The sequence below is a fragment of the Halobacteriovorax sp. HFRX-2_2 genome (assembly GCF_043196705.1).
In the GTDB taxonomy this organism is placed as follows: Bacteria; Bdellovibrionota; Bacteriovoracia; order Bacteriovoracales; family Bacteriovoracaceae; genus Halobacteriovorax_A.
Window position 1 is genome coordinate 175,393 of the sequence record NZ_JBEBMT010000004.1, and the last position, 15,456, is coordinate 190,848.

General features: G+C 35.0%; 14 protein-coding genes and 2 tRNA genes. 13 read left to right on the top strand and 3 right to left on the bottom strand.

Annotation, left to right across the window (positions count from 1 at the left end):
* Nucleotides 1-6: 6 nt before the first annotated feature.
* From ABMA79_RS13675 to ABMA79_RS13735, 13 genes are all read left to right on the top strand, one after another.
* Entirely contained in the window at nt 7-1,482 is a 1,476-nt protein-coding gene (locus tag ABMA79_RS13675; RefSeq protein WP_021267433.1) for an NADH-quinone oxidoreductase subunit N, read from the top strand.
* 1 nt (nt 1,483) lies between these two features.
* Nucleotides 1,484-1,783, top strand: a complete 300-nt coding sequence (locus tag ABMA79_RS13680; protein WP_392861299.1) for a hypothetical protein — start codon at nt 1,484-1,486, stop codon at nt 1,781-1,783.
* A 26-nt stretch (nt 1,784-1,809) separates the two neighbouring features.
* The gene (locus ABMA79_RS13685; protein ID WP_393093292.1) at nt 1,810-2,634 is read left to right on the top strand and encodes a hypothetical protein; all 825 of its coding nucleotides are present in this window, start codon (nt 1,810-1,812) and stop codon (nt 2,632-2,634) included.
* Entirely contained in the window at nt 2,624-3,070 is a 447-nt protein-coding gene (locus ABMA79_RS13690; protein ID WP_392861296.1) for a hypothetical protein, read from the top strand. The genes ABMA79_RS13685 and ABMA79_RS13690 overlap by 11 nt, the downstream gene beginning before the upstream one ends.
* Nucleotides 3,063-3,323 (top strand): hypothetical protein, encoded by a 261-nt coding sequence (locus ABMA79_RS13695; RefSeq protein WP_392861294.1) that lies wholly within the window; start codon nt 3,063-3,065, stop codon nt 3,321-3,323. The genes ABMA79_RS13690 and ABMA79_RS13695 overlap by 8 nt, the downstream gene beginning before the upstream one ends.
* Entirely contained in the window at nt 3,320-4,606 is a 1,287-nt protein-coding gene (locus ABMA79_RS13700) for a hypothetical protein (protein ID WP_393093295.1), read from the top strand. The genes ABMA79_RS13695 and ABMA79_RS13700 overlap by 4 nt, the downstream gene beginning before the upstream one ends.
* A gap of 107 nt (nt 4,607-4,713) precedes the next feature.
* Nucleotides 4,714-5,442, top strand: a complete 729-nt coding sequence (locus ABMA79_RS13705; protein WP_393093298.1) for a hypothetical protein — start codon at nt 4,714-4,716, stop codon at nt 5,440-5,442.
* Nucleotides 5,432-6,415 carry a hypothetical protein gene (locus tag ABMA79_RS13710; RefSeq protein WP_392861289.1) on the top strand — a complete coding sequence of 328 codons (984 nt, stop codon included), beginning with the start codon at nt 5,432-5,434 and terminating at the stop codon, nt 6,413-6,415. The genes ABMA79_RS13705 and ABMA79_RS13710 overlap by 11 nt, the downstream gene beginning before the upstream one ends.
* A 109-nt stretch (nt 6,416-6,524) precedes the next feature.
* Nucleotides 6,525-9,620 carry a hypothetical protein gene (locus ABMA79_RS13715; protein ID WP_393093301.1) on the top strand — a complete coding sequence of 1,032 codons (3,096 nt, stop codon included), beginning with the start codon at nt 6,525-6,527 and terminating at the stop codon, nt 9,618-9,620.
* 59 nt (nt 9,621-9,679) lie between these two features.
* Nucleotides 9,680-9,765: transfer RNA gene (locus ABMA79_RS13720), tRNA-Ser, on the top strand.
* A 14-nt stretch (nt 9,766-9,779) separates the two neighbouring features.
* Nucleotides 9,780-9,867 (top strand) — tRNA-Ser (locus ABMA79_RS13725).
* A 123-nt stretch (nt 9,868-9,990) separates the two neighbouring features.
* On the top strand, nt 9,991-10,554 hold the full coding sequence (locus ABMA79_RS13730) for an outer membrane beta-barrel protein (RefSeq protein WP_392861285.1): 564 nt from the start codon (nt 9,991-9,993) through the stop codon (nt 10,552-10,554).
* Nucleotides 10,555-10,653: 99 nt separating this feature from the next.
* Entirely contained in the window at nt 10,654-11,634 is a 981-nt protein-coding gene (locus ABMA79_RS13735; protein WP_393093303.1) for an alpha/beta fold hydrolase, read from the top strand.
* 6 nt (nt 11,635-11,640) lie between these two features.
* Here ABMA79_RS13735 and ABMA79_RS13740 read toward each other — a convergent pair whose 3' ends face one another.
* The 3 genes from ABMA79_RS13740 to ABMA79_RS13750 form a co-directional block, all read right to left on the bottom strand.
* Nucleotides 11,641-13,137: a bacteriohemerythrin gene (locus ABMA79_RS13740; protein ID WP_393093306.1), complete on the bottom strand. Its 1,497-nt coding sequence runs from the start codon at nt 13,135-13,137 to the stop codon at nt 11,641-11,643.
* A 137-nt stretch (nt 13,138-13,274) separates the two neighbouring features.
* Nucleotides 13,275-14,558, bottom strand: a complete 1,284-nt coding sequence (locus ABMA79_RS13745; protein ID WP_392861279.1) for a MipA/OmpV family protein — start codon at nt 14,556-14,558, stop codon at nt 13,275-13,277.
* Entirely contained in the window at nt 14,558-15,433 is an 876-nt protein-coding gene (locus ABMA79_RS13750; RefSeq protein WP_392861277.1) for a phospholipase A, read from the bottom strand. Before ABMA79_RS13750 ends, ABMA79_RS13745 begins: the two co-directional genes overlap by 1 nt.
* Between the last annotated feature and the right edge of the window lie 23 nt (nt 15,434-15,456).

A 15,456-nucleotide genomic window follows, 5' to 3' on the forward strand; every position in this document is an offset into this window, starting at 1 on the left:
GAAGTGATGGCTTTAAATTATTTAGCGAGTATCTCACATTATATTCCGGAGCTTTTAGTGTGCTTCACGATGGGGGCCTTAATCCTCATCGAAGCTACTTACGGAAATGATGAAAAAGGTAGCTCAAAAAACATGTTTTACTGGGGTTCAATGCTTGGACTACTATGTGCGCTTATCTATCAAGTTAAAGGTCTTGGTATTGAGCCGACACATATCTTTACTAAGTCTTTAGTTATTGATCACTTCTCAGGTTTTGCAAAGATCGTAATGATCCTAAGTACAGCTGGTGTTATTTACCTTTCTAAGATCTCTAAGGATCTTTACGAAGGAACAAAAGCTGAATACACAATTTTAGCAATGGGTGTTTTAGTTGGTGGGATGCTTCTAGCTTCTGCAAACAATATGCTTCTATTCTATTTAGGGATCGAAACACTTTCACTACTATCATATGCAATGGCCGCGCTTAAGAAGAACGATGAACGTTCAACTGAAGCTGGTCTTAAGTATGTTCTATACGGTGGTGTAACTGCTGGTATGATGTTATTTGGTATGAGTCACATCTTTGGTGTTCTAGGGACAATTAACTTCTCTGAACTTATGCCAATGCTATCAACTCTATCAACTGAGCAAACAGCAATTCTTATTCCTTCATTCCTACTTTTCTTTGTAGGTATTGGTTATAAGATTTCTTGTGTGCCTTTCCACATGTGGTCTCCAGATGTTTACGAAGGTTCACCTCTGCCAGTTACAGCATTCTTCTCATTAGTTCCTAAGTTTGCAGGGATCGTAGCATTTGCTCGTCTAACTCAGGTATTCTTTGGTGGAGATGTTGGTGTTCTTAAGGACTCTTGGCTAGTTCTTCTAAGTATCGTAGCTGCTCTTACAATGACAGTTGGTAACGTTTCAGCTATCGGTCAGCGCTCAATTAAGAGAATGCTTGCTTTCTCTTCAATTTCACACGCTGGTGTAATGATGCTTGGTGCGATTGTACTTGGTAAATCAGGATGGACAGCAATTCTTTTCTATTCTGTAACTTACTTATTTATGACTCTTGTAGCATTCTATGTTGCTTCATTCATTCAAGATCACTACGGTAATGATCATATCGATCGTTTCTCAGGTCTTATTAAGAAGCATCCAGTTATGGCAATTGCTATGGCGATTACAATGTTCTCTTTAGCTGGTCTTCCTCCATTATCGGGATTCGTAGCTAAGTTCAACATTCTTGCTGCAATTATTGATAAGAAATTCTATGTACTAGCGGTTATTACTGCTCTTAACTCTGTAATCTCTCTTTATTACTACATGAAAGTTGTTCGTGTAATGATTCTTAAAGATGCAGAGTCTGATGAGCAAATCGGTGGTTTCGGATTTATCAACCAACTAGTAATTGGTGCTTATACGCTTCCAGTTGTACTTCTTGGTATTTTCTGGCAAAAGCTTATCGCTCTTGCTAACGGAGCCTTGCTCCTAATTAAGTAGTATGGAATTAGTACTACTAACATCTTTAATTTTCTTTATTATTCTTGGGGTAGTCTTAGGCTACCCCTTGTTTTTCAAACCTAAAATGGCCCAGGCTCCTTTCAAGAAACTTAATCGTGAGTCTCATCTGGCCAAATCAAACTTAACTTCATTTAAGACGACATTTAAGCTTCTTATTGTATTTCAGGTTATTGCCATGATTACTGTTGTCATTCTTGGTGCCCAAACGCTAGATTTTTACAAAGAAGCGTATTCAATATTGATTGGTCTTGCTACAATTTTAATACTACTTATTTTGTAATTATCTAAAATTAAAGAGGATAGTTCTTGGAACTAATTATTGCTTTGCCGCTTTGGCTAATCGTTATTCAATTAATGGGTTCTCTTCTTAACTCAAAAGAAATCTTACCAACTTTGAGCCTGAAGAAATATTTAGCAGCTTCTCACAGTGTTGAAAGTGTTGATGCTTTAAGTTTTAACTCTTTTATCGTGATCTTGTTTTTGGCCATTTTTGGACAGACATTATCTGCGTTTTTCTTACTCACAAATGAGATTAGATATATCTTACCATTCTATGCTCTAATGGTTGCGGTCACTGTATTCGTTGGTATTTTTAGATTTAGACTATCTCTTATTCGTTCTGAGATTATTGAAAAGACTCAAATTGTTATATGCCAGCTTATTGTCCTGAGTACTCTTTTAATTATTTACTCATTGATTCAGTCTAATAGCTTCTTAATAAAATTACTTTTCGCTTTTCCGATCTTAGCTCTTTTTTATACGACTGAGATTGAAGTTATAAAGGCTGGTTCTATTTACTCTGATAAGAAATATATTAGTATACAGTGCTCATATGTAAGGCTTTTATACCAAAGCTTTATTGCTCTCTTCTTTATTAATTTAACTTTTACAAATACTGATTGGTCACTGCTGTTTAAAAGTAAGTTTGAATCGGTAGCTTTATACTACTTTGTCATAACGCTTTTTGTTTTAATTTATCAAACCATTTTAATTATCTTGAGTAACACTTACTTAAAGTTTCAACCACTCAAAGACTATTCGACTATACTTAGTAGCGCTCGCAGTAGGGCCGTCTTTAGTTTAGTCGTAATTATGATTTTATGTATTACAAAGGTATTCAATGTATTTTAATATCTTAATTATTATATTCTTCTTGTTGGCAGCATTTTCTAAGAAGAGATATACGATGATTCTATATCCAGTATCACTAACGATGCTTCTCTTAAATTTTCTAGGTGTATCATCAACTGTACTACTGTACTTCTTATTTATTTTCTTATCTCTGCTTATACTAATTCTAAGTGTTGTTGAATATTGTTTTCCAACTTCTGAAGTAAGGTTTAAGCGTTTTGAGTATCTGCCTTACTTCCTATTTACGACAATCGTACTGGGTGTATTCTCAGTTAATATCTATCACCTTAAGAGTAGCGGTGGATTAATTGGTTCAATTAACAACTTTAATGTTGATACACATGTTGATTGGACAATATTATTAAAATTTAGTGTACTGCTAGTATTTATAGCATTTTTATCAATTGTGAATTTAGATGGAGATAAGAATGCATAATATCGATCCATTTACACTTTTATCAACTCTATTTGTTATTAATATTGGTGTTTATCTCTTCACTAAGAGATTTACAAAAAAGCTTTTCTCTCTTTTTACAATCATAGCAATTTTTCTTCTTTTAATTGATCTAAGGGTACAAGAGTCTATTAGTTTAGGTGATGGTGTCATGATTTTTATTTATTCAGCTCCTATCTTTCTTATTATCAATGCTATCTTCAAAGAGTTTAAAGTAAGGCAGGGTTTAAAATGATTTATATTAATATCTCATTATTCATCCTTGCATTAATGGGTCTTCATTTTAGCAGTCGATTAAATAATTACGCTAAGGCCTTTATTAGTATCTTTCCTATACTTTTAAATTTTATTTATTACTTTGCTGGTGTTGAATTTGATTTCTTTAATACCATTATACCTTTTGTTTTTTCTTACTTAGTAATTGATCAATCTAAGCGTAAGGTTTTTGAAGTTTTACCATTTGGTATCTTACTTCTACCAATTGATATTAATTTAAAGATTATAGGTTTTAGTACATGTAGCTTGTTTAATTTCTCAAGGGTAGACTTTAAGTTTCGATCTTTAGCAATCTTAAAAATAGCTATAATTTGTTTTCTTACACTTGTTGATAAGTCCGCTTCATTCAAGTATCTATTTTCGGCATATTTATTTTTAAGCTTTTTACATTCAAATGATGATGACTTTGCTATTACGGACGGCGTGATTATGTCATTTTTGTTATTATCAAATATCCAGCATATTTCACCGACTCTTAATATATTCCTTATCTCTTTATCGATTCTACTTTTCTTAGCTGTCATTAGTAAGGCCAGTATCTTTAAGGCAGTATTCTTACTAACTTCAATTATTGCAGTCTTATTAAATTTAGAATCGCTATTGATGTCGATTCTAGTTTTCTTTTATGTAGGGAAGTCTTTGATCGCTACAAAGAATATTTTGGCGCATGAGATACAAGTACTAAAAAAGTACTTTTCATATGAATTATTTGATCAGGTTTGGTTATTGGGCCTATTTACTTTAGCCTTTACAATTGAAAACACGGGGATTCTCGTCTTAACTTTCTTTGTTGCGACGATAGTACTTCTACTAAATACTGAATCTACACTAAAGAATCGCCAAGAGCTTCAGTGGTTCGAATTTCTCTATTGTTTAATCACAATTAGCTTAATTTCTTTTGGGCTAATTTATTTCCAAGGCTTTATTGGTGATATCAACAGAGGCCCTATTTACTATGCAGTAGGTTCTTATTTTACTTTAAATCTTTTAGTTTTTGGGCTTGCTATCAAGTTCCCAGAACTTACAACAATGATTGGGACTAAAGTTAACTTAGGAAATATGAAACGATTTGCATTTCTTGATGATGTTTTTGCATCTAAAGATACAGCAAGTTCTCAGATAAGTATGACTCGATCAAATATTGGCGTATTTGCTCTATCTTATCGAAGTGTACGAGCATTAAGTATGATTCTTATGGCATCGTATTTTCTCGTACTAATTATCCAGGTGGTAATGAAATGAGTTTTAATAAAGAGCATCTTATTCTTATAGCTTCTATACTTATTTCAGCTATTTTATGCTTTGTGTTTAGTGGCACTTTGTATGCAACAGGATTCTCAGGATTAACTTTGGGAATAGAGTTTGGCTTCTTACCAGCGGTTGGTGCCTTATTTACCTTATATCTTTTAAGAAAGTCTGATTCACTAAGCTTGTCATTAATGGCACCTCTTGCTTTTGCTATCTTTGGTGCTACAAACTTAGCAACTTTTGTCCTTGCAGCGATGTCATTACTTTCGATTGCAAAATTACATAATTTTAAATTTCTAGCTTATTTATTTGTGAATTTAATAGGACTATTAATCTTCAAAGATCAATTCTACTATCTTTTCTATTCACTAGTCGTTTCATCTTTATTATTCATTTTCTTTTCTAAAGAAGATAGTGTCTTACTATCTCTTATCATTTTGAAATATTTAACACTTATTAATTACGCAGAATATGTTTCAAGTTCCGCAATTATCATAGTTCCTTTTATCGTTCTTCTTTTAATAGGACTTCATTTTAGATCAAGAGTTACTAATTCGATTAATATTCTTGCTCTATCTCTATTATTACTTACTCAAGTTCATACATTGCCACTATTACTTACGGCCCTTAGTTTACTTGGATTATCTGAGTTCATTAAAGGTTCTAAGGAGCGTATGCAATTTATTATGACAGCTAATATTTCAATGCTGACGATAATCTTATCGATTTCATTTGTTTCAGGTCTAGCAAAGCTGATACCTTTGATGGTTCTACTTACAATATTTGTCGACTTCTGTAACAAGAGTATGGAGTTAAACCATGCAAGCTAGTTTTTATTCACTATTATTATTCTATCCTGTTACATATTTTTTAAACTCTATTTTAGAGAAATATTCTGGGATTAATGAAAAGCAACGCACATCGATTCTTTCTGTTATTTTCTTAGGTGTGTTTTATTTTCTATTTAAAGATTTTGTTTTCTCTTCAACAGAGAGAAGTTATTTTGCTGTAACAGCAGTTACTTTTTCATTTTTCTTTTTTAATAGTAAGGGTGACTTAAGATCTTTATTTAAAGGTTTTACACTTTTATGGTTTTCACTTTTTAATATTTGGAATTTTACTGGTGTTACGGATATTGTGCTGCTTTTAGGGGCACTATGTTTTTTTGATACGGACAAAAAGAGTGAGCACAGCCTTTTTTATATCCTCGCTTGGATTGTCATCGCAGTAGTTTATTTCTTTGTGAAAGAGTTCCAAGGTGTTGAGTTAGGGAATTTCTTTTATGAGATCTTAATTGTTGTTACGACAGCATTATTAATGCCTAAGGAAAAGAAGCGCCCATATCTATCAATCCTACAATATATTTTCTGCTTATCTGTCTTAGAAAGATTTATCAGTTTGAATATAGAGTTAAGTCCTTATTTCTACCTTCTATTCCTATGTGTGCAGGTGATATTCTCGTTTATAAAAGTGGATACTCGTTATCAGGCCATTCAACTTATGTCGATATGTTTGACTAGTGCAGTTATCTATCTTCCAACATTTGGTATTGATAGTTTTTATCAATTATTCTTAGTCATCTACTTATTAATATTTGCTATTAAGGTTGATTATTCTCCGCTTGTTTCAAAACTAATGGGGATTGTACATGTGGCCTACTTATTTTTAATAGGACATATTGTTTATTTACACATGGATTATCTAACGAATTTACAATTACTTTCGACGATATTCTTGATTATTTCACTAGCATACAGACAGAATATATTCGGTATTGTGAAAAATAATCCACGCACAGCCTAGATTTGATTTAAATTCAAATACTTAGGATAATGAAGACATGATAAAGTTTCGTGTCAAAACCAAATCGAATAAGGTTTTGGGCCCCTTTGTATTTTCAGAATTAATCGAGTTGGGTCATAAAGATGCAATCGATGACTCATGTCTATTTCAAAAGTTTCCAACTGGGGATTGGGCCCCTGTAAATGCAATTCCAGAACTAAGTGAGCTCTTTTCTAAAATAGAAGAACCAGCGCCTGTTAAAGAAAAAACAGAAAAAGAAGTAAAATATGCTCAAACAGATAGTGAGCAAAAGCATCACACGCTAATTGGTGAAGATAAGACGGCCTTTAATGAATTTAAGTTCTCTAAGGACAAAGATATCGATATTGACTATCAGGAGATCGAAGAGAAGTTTAAGGCCAAGAAAGAATTAGAAGATGAAGCAAAGGATGAGGTCGAAGAAGAAGGCCCTCCTCCAATTGATAAAACAGTTCTCGTTAATGTTTCTAGTTTGAAAAAGCAAAGTCCTAATCAAGAAGATGACGAGGATGTAGCTAAAACTGTCGTTGTAAATAATTTCAGAGAAGAGTTTGATCTTGATAGCGATGACGAAGATTCTGAAGGTGAAGAAGGTGAGGGGAAAGATAAAGAGCCAGAACCGGAACCTGAGGAAGTTGTGGATGCTGATGCTGCAACTCAGATGTTTAATCTTGCAGAATTAAAGAAAGAAGAGCTTCCAACAAAGACTGAAGATTATAGTGATATTGAACTTCAGATTATGCAGGAAGAGCGTAGACTTAAAAAGAAGCCGAAGAAAAAAGTTGTTCAAAAGAAAGTCGAAAAGAAAGAAGTTACTAGTAATAAGAAAAGAAACCTCGTTGTTGTATTATTTCTTGTGGTGACAATCATCTTCCTATTGCCAGAAGCGAAGAAAGATATTGAAACAGTCGTTGTTCCAAAGATTTCATTTCCTGTTGCAACTGAAGTTGCTCAACCTCAAAAAGCACAATTGGCCTATAAAGAAGGTATGGCCTTGTTTAAACAAGAAGGCTTTGTAAATCGTATTAGTGCGGCCAACAAGTTTAATCTCTCGCTTCGCTATAAGTTTTCAGGAAACCCTGCAATTAGCAAATTAATCCACGCTTATAGTGATTTACTAATTGATACACAAAATAAATTTGAAGCAGGTCAGGTTCTGTCTAAGCTTATTAGAATTGAAGAGTCTAAGCTTCTCTCAGATATTGATGTCGTTATTGGTGCCGCTCAATTCTATGCCTATTTTCAAAAGTATGAAACGGCGATTTTTGCTATCGAGAGATATAATTATTTAAAATCGAATAAGCCTTCCATTAAGATGTTTTCAATTTACTTGAATTATCTTTTAAAAGCAGGTGAGCTCGATAAGGCCAAGATTGTTTATGACAAGCTATTTAAAGCAAAGCTAAGAACAGTTGAATCGATTGATGCAATGGTTAACTACTTACTCTTAAATGAGAATAGTACAGAGGCCCTTAAGCTTATAACTGAGAATAAGACAAAATTTCAAAGTGATTACCGATTCTTAATTATATATGGAGACCTCCTCTTAGAGTTAGAGAAAATGGGGGAGCTAAATAAGATTGCCTCGATCTTAATTGCAAAATACGGTGGTGGATCACCATACAACTTTGCCCAAGGTTTAAAATTTATGGGTTTTGTTAAAGCCTATAATAAGGACATTCAAGGTGCGACAAAGTTATTCCAACAATCACTTAAGATCTATGATGATGAATCTCTAAGAGATACTCTTGCAACTTTAGATGTAGCTGGAAGTGATCTCACTCAAAAAGTTATTTCAACAAGTAAGATTAAAGTTCTTATTAGGCAATCAAAAGACGAAGTTGCGCTTTTAAATTGGGATAGGGCCTTTGAATTGGCCTTAAGAGCTGTTTCGTTGGATGAGACGAGTATTGATGCAAAACTTTACTTAGCAGAGCTACAAGTCAAAAGAGGATATTTTGATTTTGCGATAACAACGCTAACTAAGCTTCGAGCACTTCACCCAGTTAATCCACGAATTAATTATGCTCTCATTAAAGCTAATATTATGTCTTATAAGAAAGATGAGGCCAAGCGTTTACTATCGGCTTTATCGACAAGTGAGAAGTTTAGAGAGACTTTTGAATTTCATATGCTCTTAGGGCTTTATTATAATTTAATTGCAAATGATAAGATGGCCTTCGATAAATTTAAGGCCGCTGCAAGAGTAAACCCTCTTAGTGATATCGCTCAATTTGAAATGGCCAAGATTGCTTTTAAAAATAAAAAGTTTAAACAAACAAAGATTTTTCTAAATGAGGCGATGGGGTTAAACCCTTCCAATATTGATTATAAAATCTTAAACAGTAAGGTCCTTTACGAAACAGATGGTGTGACAACTGCTATTGGTTACCTTCGTCAAGAACTCTTAGAGCACAGAGATAACCCTAAGCTTTATGGGCAGATTGCAGTCTTCTACTATCGTGATCAGAACTACGAAGCCTATCGTGAGATGAAAGAGGTTCTGGATCGTCTGAATAAAAAAGACGGTGCACTATACTCTTACTTAGTTGAAGTTTCTGAGATTGAAAGAAATTATAAAGAGTTAATAGAGAACGCGATTAAACTTCTTGTATACGAGCCAGGAAACCTTCTCGTAAGAGAAAAGCTAATCATCACTTATATTCATATGAATAACTACGGCCTTGCTAATCAGCATATAGACATCTTAGAAAAGAGATTACCTACTTATCCTAGGATTAATTACTATCGTTCTAAGATTCTTTTTAGCCAAAGAAAATTCAGAGATGCTGAAAAAGCGGCCCTTGTTGAAATTGAAAAGCATCCAAATTCAGAGTTTGGATACTATATGTTAGGGGAAATTTATTTAATAGGCAAAAAAGTCCAAGAAGCCAAAAAGAATTTATCTAAGGCAATACAGATTAATAAAAACTATTTTGATGCCATTTTCTCAATGGGAAAACTAACGTTTCAAACAAGAGAGTTTGTACCATCACTACAGTTCTTTCAGCGCGCTAACAGGCTTAATCCGAACGATCCAGACTTAAATAAGATGATGGGATTTCTGTATAAAGAGCTTGGTCAACCTAACCTTGCCATTGATAAATTTCAAAGATATTTGACGCTCAGCCCAGCCGCAAGAGACCGTCAAAATATTCTTGCATTAATAAATGCATTAAAGCGTTGACAAATGTGTGTAAGAATCTTAATAATATATCTCACGAATGCAAAATATTTGTATTTTGCGGAGGATTGGCTGAGTGGTCGAAAGCGGCGGTTTTGAAAACCGTTGAGCGCGAGCTCCGCAGGTTCGAATCCTGTGTCCTCCGCCACTTTTTTTCTTAGTGGAGAAGTGGGAGAGTGGCCGAATCCAGCACCTTGCTAAGGTGTCGTACCTCCGGGTACCGCGAGTTCAAATCTCGCCTTCTCCGCCATTTTTTAAAATTCCCAATTAAATGTCAGATCGCAAATGCGGTCTTTTTTTGTACCTAAATTTCACCTTAGGCCAAATTTACCCCTCAAATACATTGCCCCTATAGACATGCGATAATAGTTTTATGAAAACTCAACTACTACTAGCTGCACTTACAATTATTATTTCTCTTTCAACTTTTGCTCAAGGCCGAAGCTTTGGTGGCTTTAAGAGCGGCAATTTGGAAATTGAGCCTGTGGTAGGGTATGAGCGTGTACAAAAGATACTTCCAACTCCACATACGTCTAGTCGCCTCTTTTACGGCCTAAGAGCAAACTATGGCCCAAAGTACTTATCACTTGAGGCAGAGGTGACACAGGCAAAAGAAGATGAATCATTTGATACTGGTGTTGATATTAGCGATGATTCAACAAATTATATGCTTGGGCTTAGAAGTTCATTTAACCTTGGCCGAGCTCTAAATTGGTATTTAAGGGCCGGAGCACACGCACGTGATAGTAAGTATGAAAGAACTGAAGCAGGGGTAACAACTACAGTTGAGCCCGCTACATACGTCAATCCATATGCGGGAACAGGACTTGCAATTAATCTTATGAATGTATTCACGTTAAATGCCGGTATGAATGTTATCTTCACTGATGATGAACATGAGTATCAATCATCTTTAGGCTTTGGAATTCGCATCTAAGTATCCGACATAAACATTTGATTTGTTAACTCTTTGTTAGATGGGTTTACATCCGCACTAGTCATTTTTAAAATTTTACATGCTAACAAAGGATGTAAAATGAAAATTATCACAACGCTACTTCTAGCGCTCTTTCTCGTTTCATGTGCAACAAGTACTGAAAGTAAATTAAGCTTTGATGCTGAATTATCCCAATTTAAATATCCCTTTACTGTAAAAACATATGAGCTTTCTTCTCAAAGGCAGAAGTTAAAAATGCGTTATATGGATATTGGTCAATCGAAACATAAGGTAGCTGTTCTTCTTCACGGTAAAAACTTTGCAGGGTTTTATTGGGATCGAGTGGCCAATGATCTTGTGAAAAAGGGTTACCGAGTTATTATTCCTGACCAAATTGGCTTTGGTAAAAGTTCTAAGCCAAAAAATTATAGTTATAGTTTTCCTCAGCTAGCTAAGAATACCCACGATCTCTTAAAGTCAATTGGCGTTAAAAAGTATACTGTTGTCGGTCACTCAATGGGGGGAATGCTTGCTGTTAATATGGGGGCCATGTACCGAGACATTAAAAAAGTCGTACTTGTTAATCCAATTGGCCTAGAAGCGTACTTGGACTATGCTGAATATAAAGATCCGGAGTTTTTCTATAATATTGAAAAAAACAAAACGGTTGATGGTGCCAGAAATTATCAAAGAAAGAATTACTATGATGGCGCATGGGCCGATTCATATGAGGAGCTTCTGACGCCTTTTAAAGGCTGGTTAAATGGCCCAGATTACGAAGATGTTGCTTGGAATGCGGCCTTAACTTATGGCCCAATTTTTAACGATAATATTGTCGTTAAGATCCCAAAGATTAAGGCCAAGACAGTTTTAATTTTAGGGACTCGTGATCGAACAGGACCAGGACGTGGTTGGAAGAAAAAGGGTGTAAAAAGAAAGTTAGGTCAATATCAGAATTTAGGTAAGGACTTAAAAAAGAAAAACCCTAAACTTAAGCTAATTGAATTAGATGGTTTAGGGCATATGCCTCAATTTGAAAATTACTCAAGATTTGCAAAAGTATTTTATCCTGAGTTTTAACTCCAATTAGGCAGCGAACTTAGTTGTTCGCTGCTTCTTTGCATGATCTGCATACTTAGTGTCAATTCCCATAATATGCGTAAATAACCAGTTCTTTAAAAAGCTTGCTAGCTTATCTTTTTCAAGTGTTCCGTTATGAAGTTGTTGTTCAAAGCGTGCAACTGCAGATAAAAGCTTCTCGTGAACTCTCTTATGTGACTCATAAGAAGGATAGTTAATGCTTAACATATACTCTTCTTCTTCATCAAAATGAAATACCGTATATTCTTTAAGGGTTTGGAAAGCTTCCTTCATACCCTTTCCTGTGTTCATCGAATTAATTAGACCATTGATCTTACGTAGAAGTTCTTGGTGCTCACCATCTACTTTCGAGATACCAATATTGTACTTATCTTCCCATGGGATTAATTCAATATTTTCGTTAATTTTAATATTCTGAGATTCTTTTGTATGATTGATTGATCCAGAAAGCTCACTTAGGTACTGACTAATTGTATTTGCTAGATTAAGCGTTTGAGATACTACGAGTGCACTTCTTTGTGTTGAGTTATTAATAGCATGAATTGCGTCGCGTAGCTCAATAACGCCATTTTCTTGTTCCTTGGCAGCAACAGTAACTTCTTGAATCTGCTCGTTCATCTTAACTGTTTCATCATTAGTTTGATTAAAGCTATGTCTAAACTCTTGAAGAGTAGTATCACAAGACTCAGCTGTCTGATCAAGTCTCTCGTTTAGATTCTTACTATTTTCTTGAATATTCGATATAAGAGAATTTAGTTTTAATTGTGCTTCATGAAGAGTGGCATTGATGGCCTCTGCACTCTCTCCACTTGTTGATGCTAGTTTCCCAATTTCTTCAGCGACAACTGAAAATCCCTTTCCATGCTCTCCAGCACGAGCTGCTTCAACTGAAGCGTTGAAAGAAAGTAGTTTCGTTTGGAAAACAATGTCGTTAATAAGCATTGCTTTAGATTCAACATCAGTAAATGTCGATAAGAAACCATTAAGATTAACAACAATATCACTTAGTGATTCAGTGATATCACGACTTGTTGTTAAGCTCGATTGGATATTCTTTTCAAGTTTTGCTAATGAGTGGTCACTTCTACTAATAAGTCCGTTGATCTCTTTAATATTTTCTTCAAATGAGTCAATCGATCCCGTAGTCTTAGTAATCATGGCACTAATTTCATCACTCGTGGCACTTGTTTGAATAACAGCACTTGCTTGCTCTTCAGTACTTTCATCGAGTTGTTCACAAGATTCAAAAAACTGAGCGTTTGTTCCAACAATATTTCGTTGAAGGTAATCTAGTTTTTGTACAAAAGATTGAAGATTAACTCGATGGCTTCTTCTCTCCTTTACAGCAAAAAATGTAAAAGGAATTAGTGCGCTAAAGAAAGATAGACCTTCGATAAGGTTTATTTGACTGTAGAATACGCTAAGTCCCGTGATAGTGGTCGATAAAAATAATGGAGTGAATATATAGCTTAAATTTTTCATGCACTCATTATCGGATGAATATCATGTTTCTAGAGCGAAATTTTCATGACAAAGGTCAGGAAAGAAGATTTTTCCACTATAGAGATTATTGAAATCATTGAGTTTTTCAACTTTTTTAATTGAAACCTTCGGGGATTCTATAGATCCTGTTGAATATAGGCTCCTATATAATTACTTCCACCTTTGATTCGGCCAAACATTGAAGACGATTCAAAAATAGCTGAGCGGTGGTGGATCATAAGTCCCAGCCACGTGTGCTTAAGTCCTGCCTTTTCTAAGCTAAAATCGATAGAAAAGTCTAAGTAATTCATGAACTTACTACTGCGATATCCCTTTCCTGAAATATCAAATTCTTCGATATAAGTGATTTGGTCGGCATAAGAAATACCTTCAGCAAGACCAAGTCTCCACTGAATAGGCCAGTGAAATGGAATAAAGATCTTAACGGCCAGTGCAAATTCATTACTTCTTTCTTGGACGTCACTTTTAAGATGTCCAACATATTGAGGCAGTAGATAGACTGGAATATCAGCTCCTAGGAATTGATCGGCCATTGGAATACCATAAGCAAAAGAAACCATGTCATTCTTATACTTATCAGTTGCTGTGTGAAAAGAGAGGATATCACTCAAGTTTGATGGTGTGGCCATCGCATAGGCTGCTCTAATAAAAGTTTTCGACTTAAGTTTTGTACGCTTTGTAATCTCGTGTCCATTCATATGGATTAGGTGTGGATCCATGAAGCCAATACCTAAGAACGTCTCTGTATTTACCTGGTTGCGAATTGTAGGAGCGTCTGCCGTTTCATTATCCAAGGCACTTACTTTTACATGAGTCAGGATATTAAAATCTTTATGTACTCTTATGGCGGCCTTGACTCCGGCACCAACTTCATAGCCTGGGCCAGGCGTTGATACATCTAGGCCATAATACTTGTTATTAAACTCTGCACTTCTAAAAGTTGCATAGGCATAAGGGCGAAAGAAAACCTTTTTCCACACAAGGTCAGCTTCAGTCCTTAGTGTGAAATAGCTTCTTGTTGAATGATCAGCAAGAATTTGCGCACTCGTTCTCCACATTTTCGAGTGGATGTATTGTGCTTCAAAACCATAGTCGAAGCCAGCTCCACGAACTGTGTTTTGCGTATCTTTAGGAATATCAAAGAAGCGATACTTTGACATAAGGTTGATATTTAATTTTTTGATTGGTCTATAAAAAGTGAAGTGTGCCGATAGGCCATCGAGCTGGAAGTCTCCACGCTTATAAAAGAAGAGAGGAATAATATCAGAAACTTTCTTATCTTTTACTTTGAATGGAATATCTGCATTACGATAACCAAATCCAATACCCCAGTATTCTGGTTTATAGTTACTGGCAAAAGTAAGTGTAGAGAGTAAAATTGTCGCTAATATTTTTTTCATTATAACCAATCTGTAAATGCGACACCGAGTCCTACTCGAGTCATATTATAATCGTAATCAATCATCGTTTCACCATAGCCAGTGAAAACTTGAAGATAACCTTTTAAACGTGTTTCCGGCAAAGGAAAAGACCAATTAACTTCAAGAGCACCCTTGTTATCTTTCTTTAAATTATTTCTTAGCATCCAAGAAAGTGTATGCCCGTTGATTTTATGGATACCTGTTAGTTCAAAATAGCCAAGATAGTCAGTAATGTCGGGATTGTCATCTCCCGTATAATCAGTCGGGCCATCCTTAGCTTCTTCACTTATACGATACCAAACCTTGAGCATGAATAATGTTTTTTGCCACTCGAAGAATGTCGTTGCAAAGACTCTATTCCAGCTACGTGACAAGGGTAAGTCACGACCATTTGACTGGTGAACAAATCCAAAATGGTAATAGTTTTTAAAAATACGCCAGTCTTCATTAAACGGCTCAAAAGAGATAAATAACTCCGGCTCGTAATTGGTATCTCTAAATGCCGCCGAGTTTTTCTTATTGTAAAGTTGCCATAATGACTTTTGAGTATAGGCAAAATTCAAGTCAGTCTTAGACCCAAAGATATGAGACAAAACTGTGAACTTGAAACTAAGCTGAAATTTAGTTTCGATATTCTTAAGCTCATCGTCTGAAGGGTAGGGTGCTTCATTAGGATCGTGCATATAGGTAATTGGCAAAATATAATTAGGCCTATGTGCAGTAACCAGGGAAGAGGTACTGTTTGAATGATTATCCTCTTTGATTCTTTGATCGAGGGATTTTTGTAGCTCACTACTTTCACTGGCAAGAGTTAGCAGGGGAAGAGTCAGTAATATAAGTAAAAATTTGTTCATGTATTAAACTGGTAAATAATTAA

Bases quoted from the DNA above. Each gene is read 5' to 3' on its own strand.
- ABMA79_RS13735 (WP_393093303.1), top strand. From the start codon at position 10,654: ATGAAAATTATCACAACGCTACTTCTAGCGCTCTTTCTCGTTTCATGT.
- ABMA79_RS13690 (WP_392861296.1), top strand. From the start codon at position 2,624: ATGTATTTTAATATCTTAATTATTATATTCTTCTTGTTGGCAGCATTT.
- ABMA79_RS13700 (WP_393093295.1), top strand. From the start codon at position 3,320: ATGATTTATATTAATATCTCATTATTCATCCTTGCATTAATGGGTCTT.
- ABMA79_RS13680 (WP_392861299.1), top strand. From the start codon at position 1,484: ATGGAATTAGTACTACTAACATCTTTAATTTTCTTTATTATTCTTGGG.
- ABMA79_RS13745 (WP_392861279.1), bottom strand. From the start codon at position 14,558: ATGAAAAAAATATTAGCGACAATTTTACTCTCTACACTTACTTTTGCC.
- ABMA79_RS13710 (WP_392861289.1), top strand. From the start codon at position 5,432: ATGCAAGCTAGTTTTTATTCACTATTATTATTCTATCCTGTTACATAT.
- ABMA79_RS13730 (WP_392861285.1), top strand. From the start codon at position 9,991: ATGAAAACTCAACTACTACTAGCTGCACTTACAATTATTATTTCTCTT.
- ABMA79_RS13695 (WP_392861294.1), top strand. From the start codon at position 3,063: ATGCATAATATCGATCCATTTACACTTTTATCAACTCTATTTGTTATT.
- ABMA79_RS13675 (WP_021267433.1), top strand. From the start codon at position 7: ATGGCTTTAAATTATTTAGCGAGTATCTCACATTATATTCCGGAGCTT.
- ABMA79_RS13740 (WP_393093306.1), bottom strand. From the start codon at position 13,137: ATGAAAAATTTAAGCTATATATTCACTCCATTATTTTTATCGACCACT.
- ABMA79_RS13750 (WP_392861277.1), bottom strand. From the start codon at position 15,433: ATGAACAAATTTTTACTTATATTACTGACTCTTCCCCTGCTAACTCTT.